Origin of the sequence: Bradyrhizobium sp. SUTN9-2, assembly GCF_003122645.1 — a bacterium.
GTDB lineage: Bacteria > Pseudomonadota > Alphaproteobacteria > Rhizobiales > Xanthobacteraceae > Bradyrhizobium > Bradyrhizobium yuanmingense.
On the sequence record NZ_LAXE01000001.1, the window covers coordinates 5,854,256 to 5,874,914 of the forward strand.

The window sequence follows — 20,659 nt, forward strand, 5'->3', positions numbered from 1 at the left end:
GCCTACCTGGTCGCTGCAACAGCAATGCTCGACGCCCATTGCGCCGTATTTCCGAATCCTGCTGGATCATGCGCAATCCCTGCGGAATGGCTTTCGAGCCAATCGGCTTTCACCTCGGCCTGGCCACAGCACAATTCGCGATACTGCCCCGGGGTGAGATTTGCGGCCTTGCGGAATACGCGCGTGAAATTGGCCTGCGAGCCGAAGCCGAACTCCAGGGCAATCTCGACCAGCGACAGGTGGTCGCGCGCGAGCTCCTGTCGCGCGGCGTGGACGCGGCGATCGGTGACGTAACGGTGCGGTGACAATCCGGTCGCTTCGCGAAACAGCCGGGAAAAATGATAGGGGCTGAGGCAGGCCTGGGCCGCCAGATCCTCGAGCCTGACATCGCTGCCGAGAGACGCCTCGATATAGTCCAGCACGCGCTGGAGGCGCCTTGGGTCGAGCGCCGGCGATTTGTCGGGTGCGCGCCAACGGTCGATGGTGTAATTGCCCAAAAGATGCGCAGCAAGCGCGACCTGGATCCCCTCCACGAACAGCGCGTCGGTCGGCTGGCGCGGGCGATGGAGCAGATCGCGAAGCGGCGAACAGATGTGGAAGAGCACCTGGTCCGCCAGACCGTGCGCATAGGCGATCTCGATTTTGGCCGGATCGATGTCGAAATCCGCAAGTGCACTGTGGTCGAGCAGCGCGGGCGGCAGATAGAGATGAAGACATTCCATCCGGTCGGAAAGCTCGAGGTGGCTCTCCTGCGTGCCCACAGGCACGAGATAACTCATGCCCGGACGCGCGAGGCTTTTCTGGATTGCGCCGTTGCCGGCGCGGGACACCATCCCTCCGCCCGACAACAGCATGACGATCTCGGTGCAGATGGGAACGGGCGTTGCCTGACGGCCCGCCTCGAACTTGCGATGCTCGATGCTCAGCCCCGGCCAATCATTGACCTCCGCGAGCTTCTCGCTGTTCTTGTATTTCTCATCACCATGCGTCACGAGCGCCATCCCGACCTCCGCTTTGTTGCGGCGATTCCCGGCCCCGTATCGCGCGAGCGATCATTCCATCCGGTGGTGAGTTGCAGCCCCGGTCACTGCCACGCCGATCGCGAATTACTCACAAGCTGCGCCAGCGAAGTCCAGAGGCGGCACGGTTAAAAGAGGTAAAAGCCAGCCAAGGCAAAGGCTTGGCGCCAGACGTGTTCGGCTTCGCAAGCTTGATCTCCTCGCACCTCAGCAAGATGCGTGCGTCATCGCGCAGGAATCGGAAATATCGCAATGCGGGCGTGCGCTAGTGAAGGCGCACCAACGACAATGTCGCCGTATAGAGGACAGGAGCCTGACATGAAGCCGCTTACCTCCGCGCTTGCCGCGTTGTCGATCGCAACCGCCGCCCCCGCGGCCGCGGCCGACAGGAATGTTTCGATTGTTCTCGTGCACGGCGCCTTCGTCGATGGCTCGGGCTGGAAGGACACCTACGGCATCCTCTCGGAGGCGGGCTATGAGGTGCTCGTCGTTCAGCAGCCGACGATCACGCTTCGCGACGATGTCGCCGAGACCGAGCGCGTGATCGCCAAGGCACGGCATCCGGTCATTCTGGTCGGGCATTCCTATGGTGGGATGGTCATCACGGAAGCCGGCGACAATCCCAAGGTTCGCAGCCTGGTCTATCTCGCTGCCTTTGCTCCTGACGCCGGAGAGTCCGTCAGCACGCTGGCGGAAGCCCCGGTGCCCGCCGGCGAGCACAAAGCTCCGCTGGTCACCGAGGGCAATTATCTGCTCGTCGACCGCGCAAAATTCCCCACCTCTTTCGCGGCCGATGTCGACCCGGCCACGACCCGCTTCATGGGCGCCGCGCAGCTGCCCTGGGGATTGCAGGCGGTGCAGACCAAGGTCGATCGCGTGGCGTGGAAGACGAAGCCGACCTATTACATGGTGACGAGCGAGGATCGCATGATCCCGCCGACGGCACAGCGCACCATGGCCAAGCGTTCCGGCGCGAAGGTGACGGAGATGAAGAGCAGCCACGCCGTCATGCTGTCGCATCCGCGCGAGGTCGCGGCGTTCATCAGAAGCGCAGACACGTCAGCGACCGACTGAGATCGGCTGCGCCGCACACCGACGGACTTGGCCCTCGCAGACAAGGACTAGCAACATGTCCCTCAAGGATATTCTGCCGGGACGACTAGGGTTCGGCGCGGCGCCGCTCGGCAACATGTTCCGCGACATCCCGGAGCGGGAAGCGCTCGCGACGGTGAACGCAGCCTGGGACGACGGCATTCGCTATTTCGACACCGCGCCGTTCTACGGCGCGGGGCTTGCGGAGATCCGCATCGGCGCCGCACTCGCCGGCCGGCCGCGGAGCGACTACGTGCTCAGCACCAAGGTGGGCCGCCTGATCCTGGACGAGATCGAGGACGTCGATGCCCGCGACCTCGGCGAGAAGGGCGGCGTATTCAGGTACGGCCGCCCGAACCGGATCGTGAACGATTATTCCCGGGACGGAACGTTGCGCTCGATCGAGGACAGCCTGAAGCGGCTCGCGACTTCCCACATCGACGTCGCTTTCGTGCACGACGTTGCGCAGGATTTCTACGGCGACGAGTGGCTCTCGGTGTTCGAAAGCGCCCGCAAGGGCGCCTTCAGGGCGCTCGACCGGCTGCGCGACGAAGGCGTGGTCAAGGCGTGGGGACTAGGTGTCAACCGGGTCGAGCCGATCGAGCTGCTGCTCGCGCTCGAAGAGCCGCGCCCCGACGGCTTCCTGCTCGCGGGCCGATACACGCTGCTCGACCATGCAAGGGCGCTGCAGCGGGTGATGCCGATGGCCGCCGAGCACGAGCTCGCGATCGTGGTCGGCGGCCCCTACAGTTCCGGCGCGCTCGTCGGCGGCCCGAACTTCGAATATGCGCCGGCGCCTCCCGAAATCCTCAAGAAGGTGGCGCGGATCAAGGCGATCGCAGACCGCTATCGGATCAGCATGAAGGCGGCCGGCCTGCAGTTCGCGCTCGCCAATCCCGTGGTTGCCGCCGTCATTCCCGGTGCGAGCCGCCCAAGCCGCATCGCCGAGGATCGCGCGGCGCTCGAGGAAGCCATCCCGGCGGAGTTCTGGCGCGAGCTGCGCTCCGAGGGGCTGGTCAGCCCCGCAGCTCCGCTTCCCGCCGCTGATTAACCAATCCACCGAACGACCAAGGAGAGCAACATGACAGATGAAACCGACAACACCACCGAGATGGGTCGCCGCGCCCTGCTTCAAACCGCCGGCGCCGCCGTCGTCACCAGCATCATAGCCGGCACGGCAATCGACGCACGGGCCGCGACACAGGATGCGGAGCGCGACGAGGCGCCGCTCGGCGCGCGGCTCCAGGGCGTCCAGCATTTCGGGCTGACGGTCCAGAACATGGAGCGGGCGTACCAGTTCTACACGGAGGTGCTTGGCGGCACCGAGGTGTTTCGGCACGGCGACTTCCAGGGGGACGGGGTGCAGAACACGCTGTTGGCCGACCAGGAGATCGAGGCGAACGCACGCGGGATCAATCCGCGAACAATTGGCGTGCCCGACTTGCGAAGCGGGGCACAGCGGCTCGATGTCCGGTTCATCCAGTTCGACAACATGGTGCTGGAGCTGCTGCAATATCGCGAGGCTGATCAGCCCATGGGCAGCGCCAAGAGTTTCGCCGAACCGCTGGAGCACATGAGCCCGGCCTTTCCGCGCATGATGCACATCTGTTTCTACGTTCGCGACGATGTCGACTTCAACAAGTTCATTGCGGATCTCGAAGCGGAATCGGCGCGCCGCGGCATGACGCAGGTGAGGGCGAACCGCACCATCCGCGTCATGACGGAAGCGGATCGCAAGGCCGCGCCCCGCAGCACCAACACGAACCGGGTGACCGCTGAACCCTCGAACGGCTGGGAGTTGATCTATTGCAAGGGACCCGAAGGCGAGCAGCTCGAATTCGTCAAGGCGCTCGGTCCGGTCAAGAAGCGCTTCAGCGAGGCCTTGGCAAAGCGGCAACAGAAGATCCTGCGCTAGATTCTCGTGCGGGGCGGCTGTCAGGTGTCCTGGCTGGTCACTCTGCGATCCAATCACATGTCGAGGACTTCACCATGCAAACTCTCGTCCGCAACTCGCTTGCCGCCCTGCTGATCGCCTCCGTGGCGCCGGCGACGCTTCCGGCCATGGCTCAGGAGGCGCCGCGCATGCACTATGGGGAGATCCCGGAGGGGGCATATTCCGTGGTGGCCCAGGTGCGCGCCAAGCCTGGAAAGGAAGACATGCTGCGTGCCGCCACCTTGCCGCTGATCGACTTGGTCCGCGGCGATCCCAAGAACCTGATCTATTTCCTTCAGGAAGACCGCGCCAAGCCGGGCCACTTCATCTTCTACGAAGTCTCGCCAGCCAGGCCGATTTCGACGCACACAACGCGATGCCTTATGTGAAGGATTGGTTCGCCAAGCTTCCGGAACTTGCCGACGGCGGCGTCGAAGTCATGCGCATGGCCGTTCTTGGCAAGCCCAAAAAATAGCCGAGCCGTCCGGCGCGCGCGTGTGTCAATTGTCCTGCGGCAAATCGTACGACCCGGAAGGGTTCCCTTCAAAAATATTGCAGTGCATGATAATACCAGTCGATCTGTTCGATCGATTGGCAATGATCAATGCGGGCTGCCACGGAGACACGACAACGCGGCACAGGCCGCCGGGAGCTAACCTACAGCTTCGGCTCCTTTCGACTGATACCCAGCCGCCAGTTGCTCCTTCTCAAAGGGCGCCCCGTCAAGCTGGGCGGACGCGCATTCGAGCTTTTGCAGCTGCTGGTGCAGCGCTGCGGCGAGCTGGTCAGCAAGAACGACCTGATGGCGGCCGCCTGGCCCGGCACCTTCCTCCACGACAGCAATCTCAAGGTCAACATGTGGAGCTTGCGGCGTTCGCTGGGAGATACCCAGATAGAGCCCGTCTACATCGCGACCGTGGCGCGACGCGGATACAAGTTCATCGCCGAGGTGCAGATCAGCATCGGCGAGGTCGAGGACGATCTTGCGCTCGCCGAACCGCTTCCCTCGTCTAGTCCGCCATTGCTGCGCGGCATCGTTGGTCGTGAAGCGGAAATCGACGAAATTACCAGTCTCTTGACCGGCAACAGGCACGTGACCCTGGCGGGGGCGGGAGGAATCGGCAAGACGACGGTTGCCTTGGCTGTAGCCCAGGCGTTTGCGCCACAGTGCCGCGACGGCGTGTGCTTCGTCGATCTCGCAACGATCTCCGACCCGACGCTGTTCGGCGCCGCACTGGTGACGGCATTGGGCATCAGGGGCAATCCGGACAACAGCCTGGCTGCGGCCATCGACTCTCTGAAACCGCGGCAGATGCTGGTCATTCTGGACAATTGCGAGCACGTCCTGCCAGCCGCAACGATCTTCGCCGGCAGGTTCATGGCGGAGGCATCGCCGTCCAAGCTGCTTGCGACGAGCCGCGAACCGCTCGGCACCGCCACCGAGCACGTCGTCCGGCTCGGCTCCCTGGTCTCACCCAAACCCGGCCACGCCCTGACCGCAGATCAAGCCGTCAGGTTTCCGGCAGTGCAATTGTTCGTCAGCCGCGCCGCCGAATGGGCGGACTACCAATTCGTCGATCATGATTGCGAGGCCGTTGCCGCAATCTGCCACTCGCTCGACGGCCTTCCGCTGGCCATCGAATTGGCGGCAGCCCAGATCGGCAGGTTCAATCCTCACCGATTGGTGGAGTTGCTCGACCAGAATTTGGGTTTTCGTGCCCCCGCCGCCGATGGCGCGCCGCCGCGTCATGAAACGCTGATGGCGACGATCGACTGGAGCTTCAGACTGCTGTCGCAGCGGGAAGCCAGACTGTTCGGCCTGCTCTCGGTGTTCAGCGACGCATTCGAGGTCGAGGACGCGGTCTTCGTCGCCGAAGCGGCAGGGCTCACGCCGGTCGACGTCGTCACCGGCCTCGGCAGTCTCGTTGCCAAATCGCTCCTGAGCGCGCAGGCACATGGCGCGAGCCTGCGCTATCGCCTGCTCGACAGCACATGCCGCTATGCGAGCGAGCGGCGCCGGGCCGATCCTGCCTGCGACCAGGCGCTGCGCCGTCATGCGCAACGTGTCCTCACGCTGTTCGAGCAGTCCGAGGAGGAGTGGAACTGGCGCGAGCCGGCCGATTGGACCCAGCGTTACCTTGGCCGCATCGCCGACTTGCGCGCCGCTCTTTCATGGGCGTTCGGCGAGCACGGCGATGCCGTACTCGGGATCAGGCTCACGGTTGCGGCGATCACCTTGTGGTCGGAGACGTCGATCCTGTCGGAAGCGCAGGCGCGGTATGCGGACGCGCTCGCATTGGCCAAGACCGTCCCGTGCGACGATCTGTCGAAGACAAAACTCGCCTGCGCCCTTGGGTGGAGCCTCTTCTACGCCCGCAAGATGTCGAATGAGAACGAGATTGCCTGGCTCGATGCCATCCTCTTTGCAAAGCGGGCCGGCAACATCGAATATCAGCAGCGGGCGCTGGTCGGGTTCGGCTTCTACCTGCTGCAGATCGGCCAGGTCGAGCGCGCCATATCTTATCTTGAAGAGGCCACTGAGCTCGCCGACCGCGATCGCGATCTGACGGCGACGTCCGAAGCCGATCGCGCGCTGGCCTGGGCTCGCGCTTTTGCCGGCGAATTGAGCAGGAGCCGCCCTGTTCTCGACCGTCTTGCAGCGACCTACTCGCTGGCCGAAGGGCGTTCGCGCAAGGACGCGAACGAAGTCTATCGGTTCATCACCGTCCGCTTCAATCTGCCCTTCGTCGCGTGGATGCAAGGGCAAGCGGACTACGCGGCGAGGCTCGCCAAGGACGCAATCGATGCCGCGGACCGCAGCGGCCATTGGGTGTCACAGTCGAACGCATTTGGGCTCGCCGCCCTTCCCGTTGCGCTCGAAACCGGCAATCTTGACGCGCTCGCGAGCTACACTGAGCGATTGCGTCGCAACCTTGAACGCGAGCGCATCTCACGCTGGGTTCCGGTCGAGCGCTATTTCTCCGCATGCCTTCGCGACCTGCGGGGCGATCCACGCGCGGTGGAGGATATTCGAGCCGCGATCGACGAACTGACAGAATGCCGGTTCTTGATGCGGATCGGCAGCTATCTCGCGGTCCTCGCCCGCGCCTATCTGAGGCAAGGGCGGATCGCGGAGGCGCAAGAAGCCATCACGCGGGCGATCGAGCATCAGGAACGCCAAGGCGAGCGCTGGTGCCGTCCGGAGCTCCAGAGAGTTGACGCCGCGATCCTTCTCCACACCGGCGAGCCGCTGCGCGCCGAAAAGCGGTTTCAGCAAGCGCTCGCGGAAGCGCGCAGGATAGGCGCGCTGACGTTCCAATTGCGGATCGCGACCGATCTCGCGGCACATTGGATCGCCACCGACCGCAGATCCAAGGCTGTCCGGCTGCTCTCGCCGATCTATCACGAGTTCACCGAGGGGTTCGGGACACCGGATCTGCTTGCGGCCCAGCGCCTGCTGCAGCCGACCGCGAGCGGCTGCAGCGACCATCGCAGGATGGAGCCGGTGCACGCTCGCGACGCATAGCTGGCCTACCGCCGCGCTCGCTGCCCGCGCTTTACGCTCCCGGAAATTCCTGATCCTCTCCTCCCAACAAGCCGGATCAACCGGCCTTGCCAGGGAGAGAGACGCCATGAAGCTCGGCACCGCCATTGCGGAAATCATGAGGCGCGAGGGGATCGAGATCCTCTGCGGCTATCCGGTCAACCATCTCATCGAACACGCGGCCAAGGCCGAGATCCGCCCGGTGATGGTGCGGCAGGAGCGCGTCGGCATCCACATGGCGGATGCGATCTCGCGGGTGACGTCGGGACACCACATCGGTGCCTTCTGCATGCAGCACGGGCCGGGCGCGGAGAATGCGATGGGCGGCGTGGCGCAGTGCTTCGGCGAATCCGTTCCCGTGCTGGTGCTGCCGATGGGCTATCAGCGCCGGCTGGCGCATATCGAGCCGAACTTCAATTCCAGCGAGGCGATGAAGCCGTTCGCGAAATCGTCCGAGCCGATCATCCTCGCGAGCGAAGTCGTCAACATCTTCCGCCGCGCCTTCACCAAGCTGAAGAACGGCCGCGGCGGGCCCGTCATCGTCGAGATCCCCTCGGACATGTGGAACGAGGAAGTGGCGGAGCCGCTGAACTACACGCCGGTGTTGCGCACCCGCTACGGCGCCGACCCCGTTCACGTCACGGAAGCCGCCAGTCTGCTGGTGAACGCAAAACGGCCGGTGATCTATGCCGGCCAGGGCGTGCATTACGCGCAGGCCTGGCCGCAGCTGAAACGGCTCGCCGAGCGATTGGCGATCCCCGTCACCACCAGCTTGGGCGGCAAATCATCGTTTCCGGAGACGCATCCGCTGTCGCTCGGCTCCGGCGGCCTTGCAGTGCCGCGCGCGGTGCCGAAGTTTCTGGCCGAGGCCGACGTCATTTTCGGCATCGGCTGCTCCTTCACCGAGACCAATTTCGGCATCGCGATGCCGAAGGGAAAGACCATCATTCATTCGACGCTCGATCCCAATCATCTCAACAAGGACGTCGAAGCGAAGATCGGCCTGGTCGGCGATGCCGGCCTCGTGCTCGACGCGCTGCTGGAGGAGATCGGCAAAACCGTCACCGCGGATCGCGATGCATCCGCCGTCGCGGCCGAGATCGCAGCCTCGCACAAGGAATGGCTGGCGAAATGGATGCCGAAGCTGACCAGCAATGACGCGCCGCTCAGCCCCTACCGCGTGCTGTGGGATCTCCAGCACACCGTTGACATCGCGAATACGATCATCACCCACGATGCCGGCAGCCCGCGCGACCAGCTCTCGCCGTTCTGGCGATCGGTCGAGCCCCTCACCTATCTCGGCTGGGGCAAAACCACGCAGCTTGGTTACGGCCTCGGTCTTGCGATGGGCGCCAAGCTGGCAAAGCCCGACAAGCTCTGCATCAACGTCTGGGGCGATGCTGCGATCGGCTTCACCGGCATGGATTTCGAGACCGCGGTGCGCGAGCGCATCCCGATCATGTCGATCCTGCTCAACAATTTCTCGATGGCGATCGAGCTGAAGGTGATGCCGATCTCGACCGAAAAATATCGCTCGACCGACATTTCCGGCGACTACGCCGCGATGGCCCGCGCCTTCGGCGGCTACGGAGAGCGGGTGACGCGGCCGGAGGACATCGTTCCCGCGATCAAGCGCGGCATCGCGAAGACGAGGGAAGGCGTGCCGGTGCTGCTGGAGTTCATCACAGCCAAGGAGACCGAGGTGTCGCGGCCCGGCACGTGAGCGGAGCCGGTGCGGGCACGGCTGCGAGCCGCTGGCTCCGGCCGCAGAAGTTGTGATAATCCGGCCCGGTGCCGCGCACGCCCGCGGCATCAAGCTGGACCGGGAATGACGACCGTTTTGCAGGAAATCGAGGAACTCGAGCGCCGATTGGGGTCGGCCGCCGCCGAGATTGCGCAGCTGCGGGCCGAGCTTGCGACGGCTCGGGATCGCCAGAGCGCCAGCGCCGAGATCCTGCGTACCATCGCCGCCTCGCCGTCCGATGCGCGGCCGGTCTTTACGGCGGTCGCCGCCAGCGCAAAGCGCCTGCTCGGCGGCTTCTCCGCCACCGTGCTTCAGTTCATCGGCGACGAGCTTCACCTCGTGGCGTTCACGCCGACCAATCCGGAGGCGGACGCGGGGCTCAAGGCGTCGTTCCCGCGCAAGATCGCGGACTTCCCGACTTTTGGCCTCGTGCGGGAGGGCCAGACGATCCAGTTTCCCGACAGCGAGGCGGCCGACGTCCCTGAACTGAACCGGGAGCTGGCGCGGCTGCGCGGCTTCCGCAGTGTGCTATTCATGCCGCTGATGAACCGGGGCGCGCCGGTCGGCATGATCAGCGTCACCCGCGCCGAGCCAGGATCATTCGCGCCCGACCTCGTCCAGCTGCTGCAGACCTTCGCCGACCAAGCCGTGATCGCGATTGAGAACGCGCGCCTGTTCAACGAGACGAAGGAGGCGCTGGAGCGCCAGACCGCGACGGCCGACATCCTGAAGGTGATGGCGGCATCCCCGTCCGACGTGCAGCCGGTATTCGCGGCCATCGCCACCAACGCCAACCGGCTGATCGGCGGCTTCTCCACCGCGGTGCTCCGCTATATCGACGGTGCCGCGCACCTTGCGGCATTCACGCCGACCGATCCGGCCGGCGATCGCGTGCTCCAAGCGTCCTTTCCGGTGCCGTTCGCACAATTTCCGCCCTACCAGCTCGTGGCCAATGGTACCGCGGCGCAATTGCCCGACACCGAGGTCGAGCCGGCCGCGCGCGACATCGCGCGGGCCCGCGGCTATCGCAGCATGCTGTTCGCGCCTCTGATGAGCGAAGGCGAAGCCATCGGCATCATCATCGCGACGCGACGCGCGACCGGCAACTTCGCCGAGCATCACGTGCGCCTGCTGCAGACCTTCGCCGACCAGGCCGTGATCGCGATCAAGAATGTCAGCCTGTTCAACGCGACCAAGGAAGCACTGGAACGTCAGACTGCGACTGCCGACATTCTCAAGGTGATCGCGGCTTCACCGTCCGATGTCACGCCGGTGTTCCAGGCCATTTCCGACAGCGCCAAGGCGCTGATCGGAGCGCACTCCTCCACTGTCACCCGCCTCGTCGACGGCATGCTGCATCTGGCCGCCTTCACGACCGACAATGAGGCCGGCAATGCGGATCTGCTGAACTCATTTCCGACGCCGCTGTCCTCATCGGGCATTCACAGTCGGGTGGCGAGCAGCGGCGAGTATGCCTTCCGCAGCGACATGCAGAACGAGCCTGATCTTACCGAGGCCATGAAGGAGCTGGCGCGAACACGCGGTTATCGCAGCATCCTCGTGGTGCCGATGCTGCGCGATGGCCTTGCGATCGGCACCATCGCCGTCACGCGGCGGGAGCCCGGTTATTTTCCGGACAAAGCCATCAACCTGCTCAAGACCTTTGCCGACCAGGCCGTGATCGCGGTCGAGAACACGCGCCTGTTCAACGAGGTTCAGGACCGCACCAGCGAGCTCGCCAAATCGCTCGATGATCTCCGCGCCGCGCAGGACCGCCTGATCCAGACCGAGAAGCTGGCGTCACTGGGCCAGCTCACGGCCGGCATCGCGCACGAGATCAAGAACCCGCTCAACTTCGTCAACAATTTCGCCTCGCTGTCTGCCGAGCTGACCGAGGAGCTGAACGGGGTGCTCGCGCCGGTCCCGCTCCCCGAGAACGTCCGCAGCGAGGTCGACGAGCTGACGGGGCTTCTGCAGGACAACCTCGGCAAGATCGTGCAGCACGGCCGCCGCGCCGATTCCATCGTCAAGAACATGCTGCTGCATTCGCGCGAAGGCGGCGGCGAGCATGGGCTGAGCGACATCAATGCATTGGTCGAGGAGAGCCTGAATCTCGCCTATCACGGCGCACGCGCCGAGAAGCCCGGATTCCACGTGACGCTGAAGCGCGCGCTCGATCCAGCGGCCGGACAGGCCGAAGTGTTTCCGCAGGAAATCACCCGCGTGCTCCTGAACCTGATCTCGAACGGCTTCCACGCGGTCATCAGGCGCAAGGCCGACGGTGCCGCCGGTTACGAGCCGATTGTGACCGCCGCGACGCGCGATCGCGGCGATGACGTCGAGATCACGATCCGCGACAACGGCACCGGCATTGCCGACGATGTGAAGGAGAAAATGTTCAATCCGTTCTTCACCACCAAGCCAGCCGGCGAAGGCACCGGCCTCGGGCTGTCGATGACCCACGACATCGTCGTGAAGCAGCACGGCGGCACGATCGACGTCGCGACCGAGCCGGGCGAGTTTACTGAATTCACGATCGTGCTGCCGCGCAAGAGTGGTCTGTCAGACAATAGCTGAGGTTGAATCGCGCGGTGGGTGCTTTCGGCAAACTGGCGTGGCTCATTCGGCGGCAATTGCTGTCGTTCTCCGGCGTCGGCCTCATGCTCGGTGCCCTGTTCTTCGCAGCCGCGCTGACGCCGACGCTGATCCCGCGGAGCTATCTCACGCAGGGCGCCATCGCCGGCGCCTGCTTCGGGATCGGCTATCTCGCCGGCAACGTCTGGCGCTGGCTGTGGCACTATCTGGAATTGCCCGAGCCGCCGGCGCGCCTGAGATCGACCGCAAACGCGCTGGTGGCGGCCGCCTGCCTGCTCGTCGTCATTGTTTTTCTGTGGCAGGCGGCCGGATGGCAGAACTCGATCCGCACCGTGATGAAGATGGCGCCAGTCGAGACCGCCCATCCGCTCAAGGTCTGCGCCATCGCCGTGATGACGTTCGTCGTGCTGCTGGTGCTGGCGCGGCTGTTCGCGCTTGCCGTGCGCCTCATCGCCGCGCGTGCGAGGCGCGTCATTCCGCGGAGGATCGCGAACGTCATCGGCGTGCTCGCCGCGGGCCTGTTGTTTTGGTCAATCGCCAGCAATGTCCTGATCCGCACGGCGTTCAACGCGCTCGATGTGTCCTTTCGCGAAGTCGACGCCTTGCTCGAGCCCGAGCGGCCGCAGCCGACCGCGCCCGAACGAACGGGAAGTGCCGCCTCGCTGGTGAAGTGGACGCAGCTTGGACGCATGGGGCGCAGATTTATTGCCTCGGGGCCGACCGCAACGGAGATCAGCGCCGTTACAGGAAGGCCCGCGCTGGAGCCCGTGCGGGTCTATGTCGGCCTTGGCGGCGCCGAGACGGCACAAGCGCGCGCCAGGCTTGCGCTCGACGAGCTCAAGCGGCAGCACGGGTTTGAACGCGACACACTCATCGTCGTTACACCGACCGGAACCGGCTGGATCGACCCTGCCGCGATGGACACCGTCGAATATCTCCACCATGGCGACGTCGCCAGTGTCGCGATGCAGTATTCTTATCTCAACAGTCCGCTGTCGCTGCTGTTTCAGCCCGAATCCGGTGCAGAAGCGGCGCGCGCCCTGTTTTCGGAAATTTACGGCTACTGGGCGACGCTGCCGAAGAACCGGCGGCCGAAGCTGTACCTGCACGGACTGAGCCTCGGCGCGATGAACTCGGAAAAATCCGCAGAGCTGTTTGAGATGATCGGCGATCCGATTGCGGGCGCACTTTTGAGCGGCGCGCCGTTCGAAAGTCGCATCTGGCGCTCGATCACGGCAAACCGCAATCCGGGCACGCCGGCCTGGCTGCCGGAATTCCGCGACGGCCGCTTCGTGCGCTTCATGAACCAGAATGGACCGTCGGTGCCGGCAGATGCGCCCTGGGGTCCGATGCGCGTCGTCTATCTGCAATATGCGAGCGACGCGATCACCTTCTTCGCCTATCACGACGCCTATCGGGCCCCTGACTGGATGACGGCGCCGCGCGGGCCGGATGTGTCACCGGAGCTGCGATGGTATCCAGTCGTGACGATGCTGCAGCTCGCCCTCGACATGGCGGTCGCGACCAATACGCCGATGGGCTTTGGCCATGTCTATGCGCCCGAACATTACGTCGATGCCTGGGTCGCCGTCACCGATGTCCATGATTGGTCCCCCGACGCGCTGGCGCAGCTCAAGACCCATCTTGCAGCGGCGGCGCGAAAGGCCGCCGAGGGCAATGTCGCAAACGAGCCTTACGCCGATCGAGGCGGCTAGCCTACTCGGCCATCTCCACGGGCTGCTTGGCCGACGGTCCGGCCAGCGGCCGCTCCTCCATCGCGATCAGGCACAGCGCGGCGATCGTCATCAGCGCGGTGGCGGCGCCGAACACGTAGCGGAAGGCGTGCCGCATGTCGTCGGCGGGTATCGCGACGGCGCCCGCGGCGTGATGCTCGCCGGCGAGCGGGACGTCGGTGCCGAGCGCGATGAGCAGGATCGCGGCGAAGGCCGCCACCGTGAACGAGGACATCAGCGAGCGGAAGAAGTTCATCGCGCCGGTGATGGTGCCGACTTGCGGACGCGCCACCGAATTCTGCAGCGAGACCACGCACACCGGAAAAGTCGTGCCGAGTCCCAGCGCGAATGCGGCCATCAGCAGCAGCAGGCCCCAGAGCGGCAAGGTGGTGACCGTGAGAACGAGACCGCACAGCGCGGCCCATGACGTGCCGACGATGGCGACGCGCTTGTAGTGCTTGGCCCGAGCCATGGTGCGGCCGGCGACGGCCGCGCCGACGGTCGAGACCGCCGCGAGCGGGATCAGCGCAAGCCCCGCCTCGCTGGCGGTGAGATGATAGACCTGCTCGTAATAGAGCGGCAGCTGCACGGTCAGGCCGGTTATCGCCCCGAGGCCGCAGCCGCCCGCGGTCAGCGCGAACGGCGCCACCGATCCCGTCAACAAGGGCAGCGGCAAGAACGGCTCGTCGGCCCGCCGGGCGTGCCACACGAAGGTCACCGCGAGCGCGACGGCACCGCCCACCATCGCCAGCACCGTCGGCGAAAGCCAAGCATAGCGCGTCCCGCCCCAGGTCAGCACCAGCATGAAGACCACGGCGGACGCCATCAGCAAGAGGCCGCCGAGCCAGTCGACCTTGCGCTTGCGGTGGAACACCGGGATCTTCTTCATCTTCGGCAGCAGCAATGCGAGTGCTGCGGCCGCAAGCGGCAGGTTGATCCAGAAGATCATCGACCAGTGCAGATGCTCCGCGAACACGCCGCCGATGACCGGGCCGAGGATGCCGCCGACCATCCAGACGCTCGAGAAATAGGCCTGGTACTGCCCGCGCTCGCGCGGGCTCACCACGTCGGAGATCACGGTCTGCACCACCGGCATGATGCCGCCGCCGCCGAGGCCCTGAAGCCCGCGTGCCAGGATCAGCATCGGCATGTTCGGCGCGATCGCGCACAGCACCGAGCCCGCGACGAACAGGCTGAGCGAGATGATGATCATGACGCGGCGGCCGTAGATGTCGCTGAGCGTGCCGAACACCGGCGCAACCGCAGTCGAGGCGAGCAGATAGGCGGTGATCACCCAGGACAGATTGGAGACGTCCTGGAACTGGCGTCCGATGGTCGGCAGCGCCGTCGCCACGATGGTCTGGTCGAGCGCGGCCAGGAACATCGTCAGCATCAGGCTGATGACGATGGTGCGGACCTCGTCGGAGCTCAGCGGCACCGGCGGGGCGATCGAGGGCGCGTCGTCGACGCTGATGACCTCGCTCGGCAGGCGGGACAGCTCTTCGGCAATGTCGTCGGGCAAGGCCTGGATGTCGGCAGAATCGCTCTGCCGGTCGAACTTGTTCATCTCGATCGGGCGTCGTGACGCGGTGCAACACCGCGAAGGATTCGTACTATGCAGCCCAATGTAGAGGGGAAATTTCTTCCCAGGCAGGCACCGCGACGCATGGGTGCATCCCGCCGACGCATCCTCGCGGCTCCGTGATCGACAGGCGGAGCGGCGCAGTATTGAGGTACTACTTGGGGCCTGAGCGCCCCCAAGCCCACTAAAGCTCAATGGGGTCCAGCAAGTTGATCAGATGCGGTTTGCCGGGATCAACGATGACCACTTTCTTGCCGAACTTGGGATTGCTCCGGAACAGAGCGCCGAGGCTGTGCTTTTCCGGCGACCAATTTTCTCGAACCGGCTTCTTGGTTGCCGGATTCTTCTTCTTGCGCGCCTTTTCCTTCGCCTGCTCCTTTTCCCAGTCGGCTTGGCGCTCGATATCGATCTCGTCAATCGGATAGGTCAGGTGGATTGTGTATTCGGCGTCGACGCCCCGTGCTTTCAGCAGCATTTCCAGGGTCGCTCGTTCGGGGTTACCGTGCTCGCCATCGCCTGAGAAGACGTAGTGATCGGCAGGCAGACGTTCGAAGAAGATCGTCTCCATATTGTTGTCGCTGCCGTGGTGCGGCACCTTGAGAAGATTGACGTGGCGCGTCTTTCCGGGGGCGAGCAACCTGGCTAGCTCAAGTCCCTCCAAGACCTTGTCGCCACGCGCGTCGCCGGTCAGCAGCATGCTCTTGCCGCCCATTTCAGCCAAAACGACGATGCTGGAGAGATTGGGCACCGACTTGTCGACGAATGCCGCCAGCATTGCTTCCGGGCTTTTCTTCCCCTGCTTTTGCTCCCGGAGCCATTTATCGTGGGCCTCCTGAAGGGCCATCAATTCCGGCTGCATCGGTCCGGCCACGGTCATCTTGAGGCCGCCATCCAACGTCACCGCTTCCGTATCCTCGGTTGCGACGATCAGCTCGCCGTCGAATTTGTGGTTCAGTTTCCATTGCCGACGTGCCGGCGACCGACGTTGCAAGACTTCCCGATCATCACGCAATTGACGGCCTTGCGAAATGCCGGCGAGAACATCCACCGTCTGATGCACCTCTTCCTCGTCGGACTCTTCGTCGGGCTCAATTGCGTCAAAATCCGGCCTGCGCGCAGTGCCTGCCTCGAATGACGCCGGCCCAAATCCGGACAACAGTTCTTCAGGCGCAGTCGTAAGCAGATCGTCAAAGCTGTTGTGCCACAGGCTGGCGACCTTGAGACGGAGATCGGGACTGTTGCCCAGCTGATCCGCCGTTAGTTCGAGAATGCCCCTGATGTGATCGTCGTCGATATGACTGATCATCACAACGTCTATCGGCAAGGGATCATTCGGCTCCAATTCGCGCGAACGGTGAATCTGCGCGATTCTCGGCGCCAGATGTGGCTTATAGACCTTGGCAGGTCCTCCATCGATCAGCATCAGATGCGGATCGTCAGCTGTTCCGAAATGAAGGATCAGGCAATCGCCCTTGCGGGCACGCAAGACGTCAAGGCTAAAATGCATCGCATTCCTCCTCAGATCGATTGAAGAGCCCGCAACACGTCGAGCATGCCGTGCCCCTGAAAGCTGCGCTCGCGGCCAAGATCCGTCGCGCTCTCGCACAGGATGCGTTTGACCCGACGCGGCTGCCCGATCAGCTCTTCGTATCGGGCGAGCAGCATCGCCGCGGCTCCACTGACCATGGGAGCCGCCATGCTGGTGCCCGATTCCGGAGCCCAATCATCATTCGGAACGGTCGATAGAATTCGCTCACCGGGCGCGACGAGATCCGGCTTCGCGCGGCCATCGCCAGTTGGACCGCGGCTCGAGAAGAAGCTGATTCCGTATGTATGCGGCCAATTCCCGTGGGTCGATCCAACCGTGATGACGCCCTCGGCGTTTCCTGGATCGGTAATACTGAAGGCGGCGTAATTTTCGAACGGACCGTCCTTCGTTTCGAATTTCTGAAAGCCGCGATTACCCGCTGCGGCCACGACCACCACTCCGCTTTCGACCAAACGCTCGCATTCGTTGCAAATCGGCGTCCGCCCACATGCAAAATTGCGCACGTTATGGGGAATTGAGAGGCTGAGATTCGCGCCGTGAATCATGATGTAGTTGTGCCGCTCGTTGACGTAACGGATGTACTGCATGGCAGCGATAACGGCGAACTCGGTCTCCTCCAGGCTCGCACCCAGCACGCGGAAATCGTACAGTCCGATGTCCGGGCACATGCCGCCAGCGTATTTGCCGTCCTTCTGGTCCGCTCCGATGATTCCGGCAACGTGGGTCCCGTGCGAACTGGGCAGCTTTTCAGACTTGTCGTTTGGATCCGGCCTCTTGACCGTGATTAGCCTTTCGACGGTCGCCCAGTTGATGGGGCGCTCCTTCTCGAAGTCTTCGGCAATCTTCTCTAGATTGACGTCCACCTCGGCTCCAGCGAGCCCGGACGTTCGGATCAGCTTTTCGCGGGTTTGAGCATCGACGTCACCCGTCTCACTGCTAACGATCTCGCGAATATTCGTGAAGTCGAAGATTTTCCTGACACGCGACGTCGGCTTCTCGCCGGACGTCATGAACGCGTCGTGATTGTTTTGAATACCGGAATCAAGAACTGCCCAAACGATGTTCTTGCACTGGACGTTGAACAGCGACCTCGCAGCGTCGGCCTTGACCGCTGGCACCGACCGATCGAGCGCGGGAACGGCCGATCGGTTGAGCGATACCTGGAAAATACAAGTTGGTCTCTCTTCCGCCGGCTCGCTCCTGGTATCGACGCCGTCGTTCTGCTGCCGAGCATTCTCGTCCGCTTTGACTACTTCATAAAGTGCGAACATGCCGGAGAGAATCTCGTCAGCATAGTCCCGGTATCGTTCCAATGCCTGCTCAAAGGTCAGTGGCTCCAGTGGTTCGTCCCAACCGACGGGACGTTCCAGCTTGCAAATCCAGTAAATCAATCCGGCGAGCGCGATATACCTTTGGAGCGACGTGGCATTGTCCAATGTGCGTTCGCGCAGCGCGTTGGATCTCTTCGGCCCTTGCTGGAGCAACTTTTTGATCGTCCCCTGATTATCGCCGGCATCCACGCCTTCGATCCTTTCGGCCACCTTCGGCTCGCGCCACCATTGTGTCCGCGGCACCAGGATGCGCAGCACTTGGTCGAAATAGAGCCGCGCACCGACGAGCCCCTGCAAATAGGCGACCTTGGCCTTTGTTGGAGGCCGGGCAGGCGGCGCAGATTCGACCGGCACTTTCAGCGCGCCTGCGATGGTACGGGCCACGCTCACCGCGGTCGCATTCTTGTGCGGCGTAATCAGAACGTCCTGGGCGATGCCCGGATCGAGAGCGTAAGCCGCCCAGACATCGCCGAGCAGCGGCGAGTCCTGCAGCACGCGCCTGTCGTCGCGGGGACCCAGGAGGATATGTTCGACCACTTCGGGCGGAACGGAGAACTGCTTGGGTCTTCCGTCGGCCGAGACCGGCCAAGTCGGCCCGCGGCTCTTGGGTGTGCCGCTTTGCGGTTTTGCACGCCGCTTACGCCCCTTGTCGTCCGCCATTGTCGTCTTCCTCAGACACCAGACTGCGGATAGGGAAAGGCGGGCGGCGGCCCGACCGCCGCGAGATGCTTGCGCAGGGCTGCATCACACACGGCGTAGCCCCAGTTGATCAGTCTTTCCTGCGTCGTCGCGTCCAACCGCTTCAGACGTGTCGGCACTTCCGCAAGTTGCAATGTACGCTCGAAAGGACACGGCAGAGCATCGGCCAGCCCGTAATTCGCGATGTCGGTGCGGATGCCCCAATAGGCGCCCTTGCGCGTTCCCGATTTGAAGGAGTCGATGACCTGGCGCTTGCGCAGCGAACGCACCTGATTGTCGATCAGATTGAGGATCCGGTAGGAATGCCGCGGCCAATCCGTCTCCGGCTCCTCCTCAGCCTCGATCTTGCCGCCGGCGTCGCTGACCAGAACGGTCTGGTGGCGCTTCCATGCGGTCTCGAGGCCGAGATTGTCGTAGACGCCGCCATCGCTGAGAACGACGCGCGTTGTAAATGGAGGCCGCTGCAGGTCGAGCCCGGTACCGGGCACGAAATCGCTGTCCTTGAGGCGCAATTCGAAGGGAGAGAGGACCGGAGGAAAAGCGGAGGACGCCGCCACGGCTTGCGCCAGCAGAATTTCTGGATTCTTCACCTCGCCGACGCGGTAGTCGCGCATATAGGGCTTCATGAAGCGCCAGAGCGCGCCTGACTGCACGTTCGTCGCATTGATCACGAAGCGCGGCTCGTCAGGCATATCCTGCAGAGTCTTGCCGCGAAACAGGTGATCGTCATACGCCTCGGCAATCCGGTCGCCGATGCTGCCTGGTAACAGTGCGCCCAGGATGACCGACTCGGCGTCGATTGTGATGCCGGCGAAGGCGCGCAACGGCGCGACGAATTTCGGAATGAAATCGCTGTCGACGCTGTCGGGTGTGAAGCTGAGGCCCGGCCACGCCAGCGCCAACATGCCGGCAGTGATCGACCCGCCGGAAACGCTCGATATGCGCCTGACGTTCTTCAGCAGTCCTGTTTCATATAGGCGCCACAGGACGCCGACATGAAACACCATCGCGCGATATCCTCCGCCGGAAAGGCAGAGCGCAGTGGTTGGTTTCAGCGGCTTGTTCTCGTCGTCGGTCGGTATCGGGTGAACCGGATCGGTAATCATGGGGCCCCCAAAAATCCTAGGGTACCTTCAGCAATTCAAAACAACCTGAATATAGCCATAGCAGAATCTACAACCAGCTTAGCACCTCAACCCCTGAATGTGAAGCGCATCTGCATGCGACCGCTGCGCACAGCTGTTCAAGGTCGCTTCTTCAGGCGCGCTCGCTTCGGCAAGGTCGCCGGCCATTGCACGATGTGGTCCTCGAGCTCCTCGTCCGGGACCTCCTCCTCGCTGCTCTCCACGCGGCCGCGCACGGAGACGCCGGCTTCGTGCACGGTGTTGGGGTCACCCGAAACCAGCGGATGCCACCAATAGAGGTCGCGCCCTTCGGCGACGAGCTTGTAGCCGCAGCTCGGCGGCAGCCAGTTCAGGGTGCGGACATTGGCCGGGGTCAGGCGGACGCAGTCCGGAACCTTGTCGGAACGGTTCGGATAGTCCTTGCAGGCGCAGCTCGTCCCGTCGAGCAGCTTGCAGCCGATATGGGTGAAGTAGATCTGCCCGGTATCCTCGTCTTCGAGCTTGTTCAGGCAGCAGCGGCCGCAGCCATCGCACAGGCTTTCCCACTCGCGCTCCGACATCTGTTCCAACGTCTTGGTTTTCCAGAAGAATCCTTCCTGGCCTTGAGATCGTTTGGGAGCTGCGGTCATGCGCCTCAACAACAGTTCGAAAGAGCTACGGCAACGCCATCTAGGGCGCGCGGCGGCAATGGTGCAAGCGAGGCCCCTTTGAGGC

The 20,659-nt window shown here is 63.7% G+C and carries 14 protein-coding genes; 8 read left to right on the forward strand and 6 right to left on the reverse strand.

Annotated elements, in window-relative coordinates; genetic code table 11:
- Positions 1–2 precede the first annotated feature (2 nt).
- Complete coding sequence (locus XF30_RS27145; protein ID WP_244609029.1) at positions 3–1,001, reverse strand: helix-turn-helix transcriptional regulator; 999 nt, start codon at positions 999–1,001, stop codon at positions 3–5.
- Between the two features lie 336 nt (positions 1,002–1,337).
- Between XF30_RS27145 and XF30_RS27150 the strand changes: the two genes are divergently transcribed.
- The 8 genes from XF30_RS27150 (at position 1,338) to XF30_RS27185 (ending at position 13,642) form a co-directional block, all read left to right on the forward strand.
- Entirely contained in the window at positions 1,338–2,093 is a 756-nt protein-coding gene (locus XF30_RS27150) for an alpha/beta hydrolase (RefSeq protein WP_036005822.1), read from the forward strand.
- 55 nt (positions 2,094–2,148) lie between these two features.
- Positions 2,149–3,162, forward strand: a complete 1,014-nt coding sequence (locus XF30_RS27155) for an aldo/keto reductase (RefSeq protein ID WP_109144365.1) — start codon at positions 2,149–2,151, stop codon at positions 3,160–3,162.
- Between the two features lie 30 nt (positions 3,163–3,192).
- On the forward strand, positions 3,193–4,026 hold the full coding sequence (locus tag XF30_RS27160; RefSeq protein ID WP_109144366.1) for a VOC family protein: 834 nt from the start codon (positions 3,193–3,195) through the stop codon (positions 4,024–4,026).
- Between the two features lie 74 nt (positions 4,027–4,100).
- On the forward strand, positions 4,101–4,433 hold the full coding sequence (locus XF30_RS27165; protein ID WP_244609030.1) for a putative quinol monooxygenase: 333 nt from the start codon (positions 4,101–4,103) through the stop codon (positions 4,431–4,433).
- Positions 4,434–4,741: 308 nt separating this feature from the next.
- Positions 4,742–7,570, forward strand: a complete 2,829-nt coding sequence (locus XF30_RS27170) for an ATP-binding protein (RefSeq protein ID WP_244609031.1) — start codon at positions 4,742–4,744, stop codon at positions 7,568–7,570.
- A gap of 52 nt (positions 7,571–7,622) precedes the next feature.
- Entirely contained in the window at positions 7,623–9,311 is a 1,689-nt protein-coding gene (locus tag XF30_RS27175; protein ID WP_283811217.1) for a thiamine pyrophosphate-requiring protein, read from the forward strand.
- A gap of 105 nt (positions 9,312–9,416) precedes the next feature.
- A complete protein-coding gene (locus tag XF30_RS27180; RefSeq protein WP_109144369.1) occupies positions 9,417–11,909 on the forward strand; it encodes a GAF domain-containing sensor histidine kinase in 2,493 nt (830 codons plus the stop codon).
- 83 nt (positions 11,910–11,992) lie between these two features.
- The gene (locus XF30_RS27185; protein ID WP_109145869.1) at positions 11,993–13,642 is read left to right on the forward strand and encodes an alpha/beta hydrolase; all 1,650 of its coding nucleotides are present in this window, start codon (positions 11,993–11,995) and stop codon (positions 13,640–13,642) included.
- A gap of 1 nt (position 13,643) precedes the next feature.
- On the opposite strand, the gene XF30_RS27190 is transcribed toward XF30_RS27185, so the two are convergent.
- From XF30_RS27190 to XF30_RS27210, 5 genes are all read right to left on the reverse strand, one after another.
- The gene (locus XF30_RS27190; protein ID WP_109144370.1) at positions 13,644–15,227 is read right to left on the reverse strand and encodes an MDR family MFS transporter; all 1,584 of its coding nucleotides are present in this window, start codon (positions 15,225–15,227) and stop codon (positions 13,644–13,646) included.
- 199 nt (positions 15,228–15,426) lie between these two features.
- Complete coding sequence (locus tag XF30_RS27195) at positions 15,427–16,749, reverse strand: ComEC/Rec2 family competence protein (RefSeq protein ID WP_109144371.1); 1,323 nt, start codon at positions 16,747–16,749, stop codon at positions 15,427–15,429.
- An 11-nt stretch (positions 16,750–16,760) separates the two neighbouring features.
- Positions 16,761–18,782, reverse strand: coding sequence for a S8 family peptidase (locus tag XF30_RS27200; RefSeq protein WP_109144372.1), 2,022 nt, complete (start codon positions 18,780–18,782; stop codon positions 16,761–16,763).
- Positions 18,783–18,793: 11 nt separating this feature from the next.
- Positions 18,794–19,927: a patatin-like phospholipase family protein gene (locus XF30_RS27205; protein WP_109144373.1), complete on the reverse strand. Its 1,134-nt coding sequence runs from the start codon at positions 19,925–19,927 to the stop codon at positions 18,794–18,796.
- 137 nt (positions 19,928–20,064) lie between these two features.
- Complete coding sequence (locus tag XF30_RS27210; protein ID WP_036005840.1) at positions 20,065–20,574, reverse strand: YcgN family cysteine cluster protein; 510 nt, start codon at positions 20,572–20,574, stop codon at positions 20,065–20,067.
- Between the last annotated feature and the right edge of the window lie 85 nt (positions 20,575–20,659).

Coding starts and splice junctions, on each gene's coding strand:
- XF30_RS27145 (WP_244609029.1), bottom strand. CDS start 1,001: ATGGCGCTCGTGACGCATGGTGATGAGAAATACAAGAACAGCGAGAAG.
- XF30_RS27150 (WP_036005822.1), top strand. CDS start 1,338: ATGAAGCCGCTTACCTCCGCGCTTGCCGCGTTGTCGATCGCAACCGCC.
- XF30_RS27155 (WP_109144365.1), top strand. CDS start 2,149: ATGTCCCTCAAGGATATTCTGCCGGGACGACTAGGGTTCGGCGCGGCG.
- XF30_RS27160 (WP_109144366.1), top strand. CDS start 3,193: ATGACAGATGAAACCGACAACACCACCGAGATGGGTCGCCGCGCCCTG.
- XF30_RS27165 (WP_244609030.1), top strand. CDS start 4,101: ATGCAAACTCTCGTCCGCAACTCGCTTGCCGCCCTGCTGATCGCCTCC.
- XF30_RS27180 (WP_109144369.1), top strand. CDS start 9,417: ATGACGACCGTTTTGCAGGAAATCGAGGAACTCGAGCGCCGATTGGGG.
- XF30_RS27185 (WP_109145869.1), top strand. CDS start 11,993: ATGCTCGGTGCCCTGTTCTTCGCAGCCGCGCTGACGCCGACGCTGATC.
- XF30_RS27190 (WP_109144370.1), bottom strand. CDS start 15,227: ATGAACAAGTTCGACCGGCAGAGCGATTCTGCCGACATCCAGGCCTTG.
- XF30_RS27195 (WP_109144371.1), bottom strand. CDS start 16,749: ATGCATTTTAGCCTTGACGTCTTGCGTGCCCGCAAGGGCGATTGCCTG.
- XF30_RS27200 (WP_109144372.1), bottom strand. CDS start 18,782: ATGGCGGACGACAAGGGGCGTAAGCGGCGTGCAAAACCGCAAAGCGGC.
- XF30_RS27205 (WP_109144373.1), bottom strand. CDS start 19,927: ATGATTACCGATCCGGTTCACCCGATACCGACCGACGACGAGAACAAG.
- XF30_RS27210 (WP_036005840.1), bottom strand. CDS start 20,574: ATGACCGCAGCTCCCAAACGATCTCAAGGCCAGGAAGGATTCTTCTGG.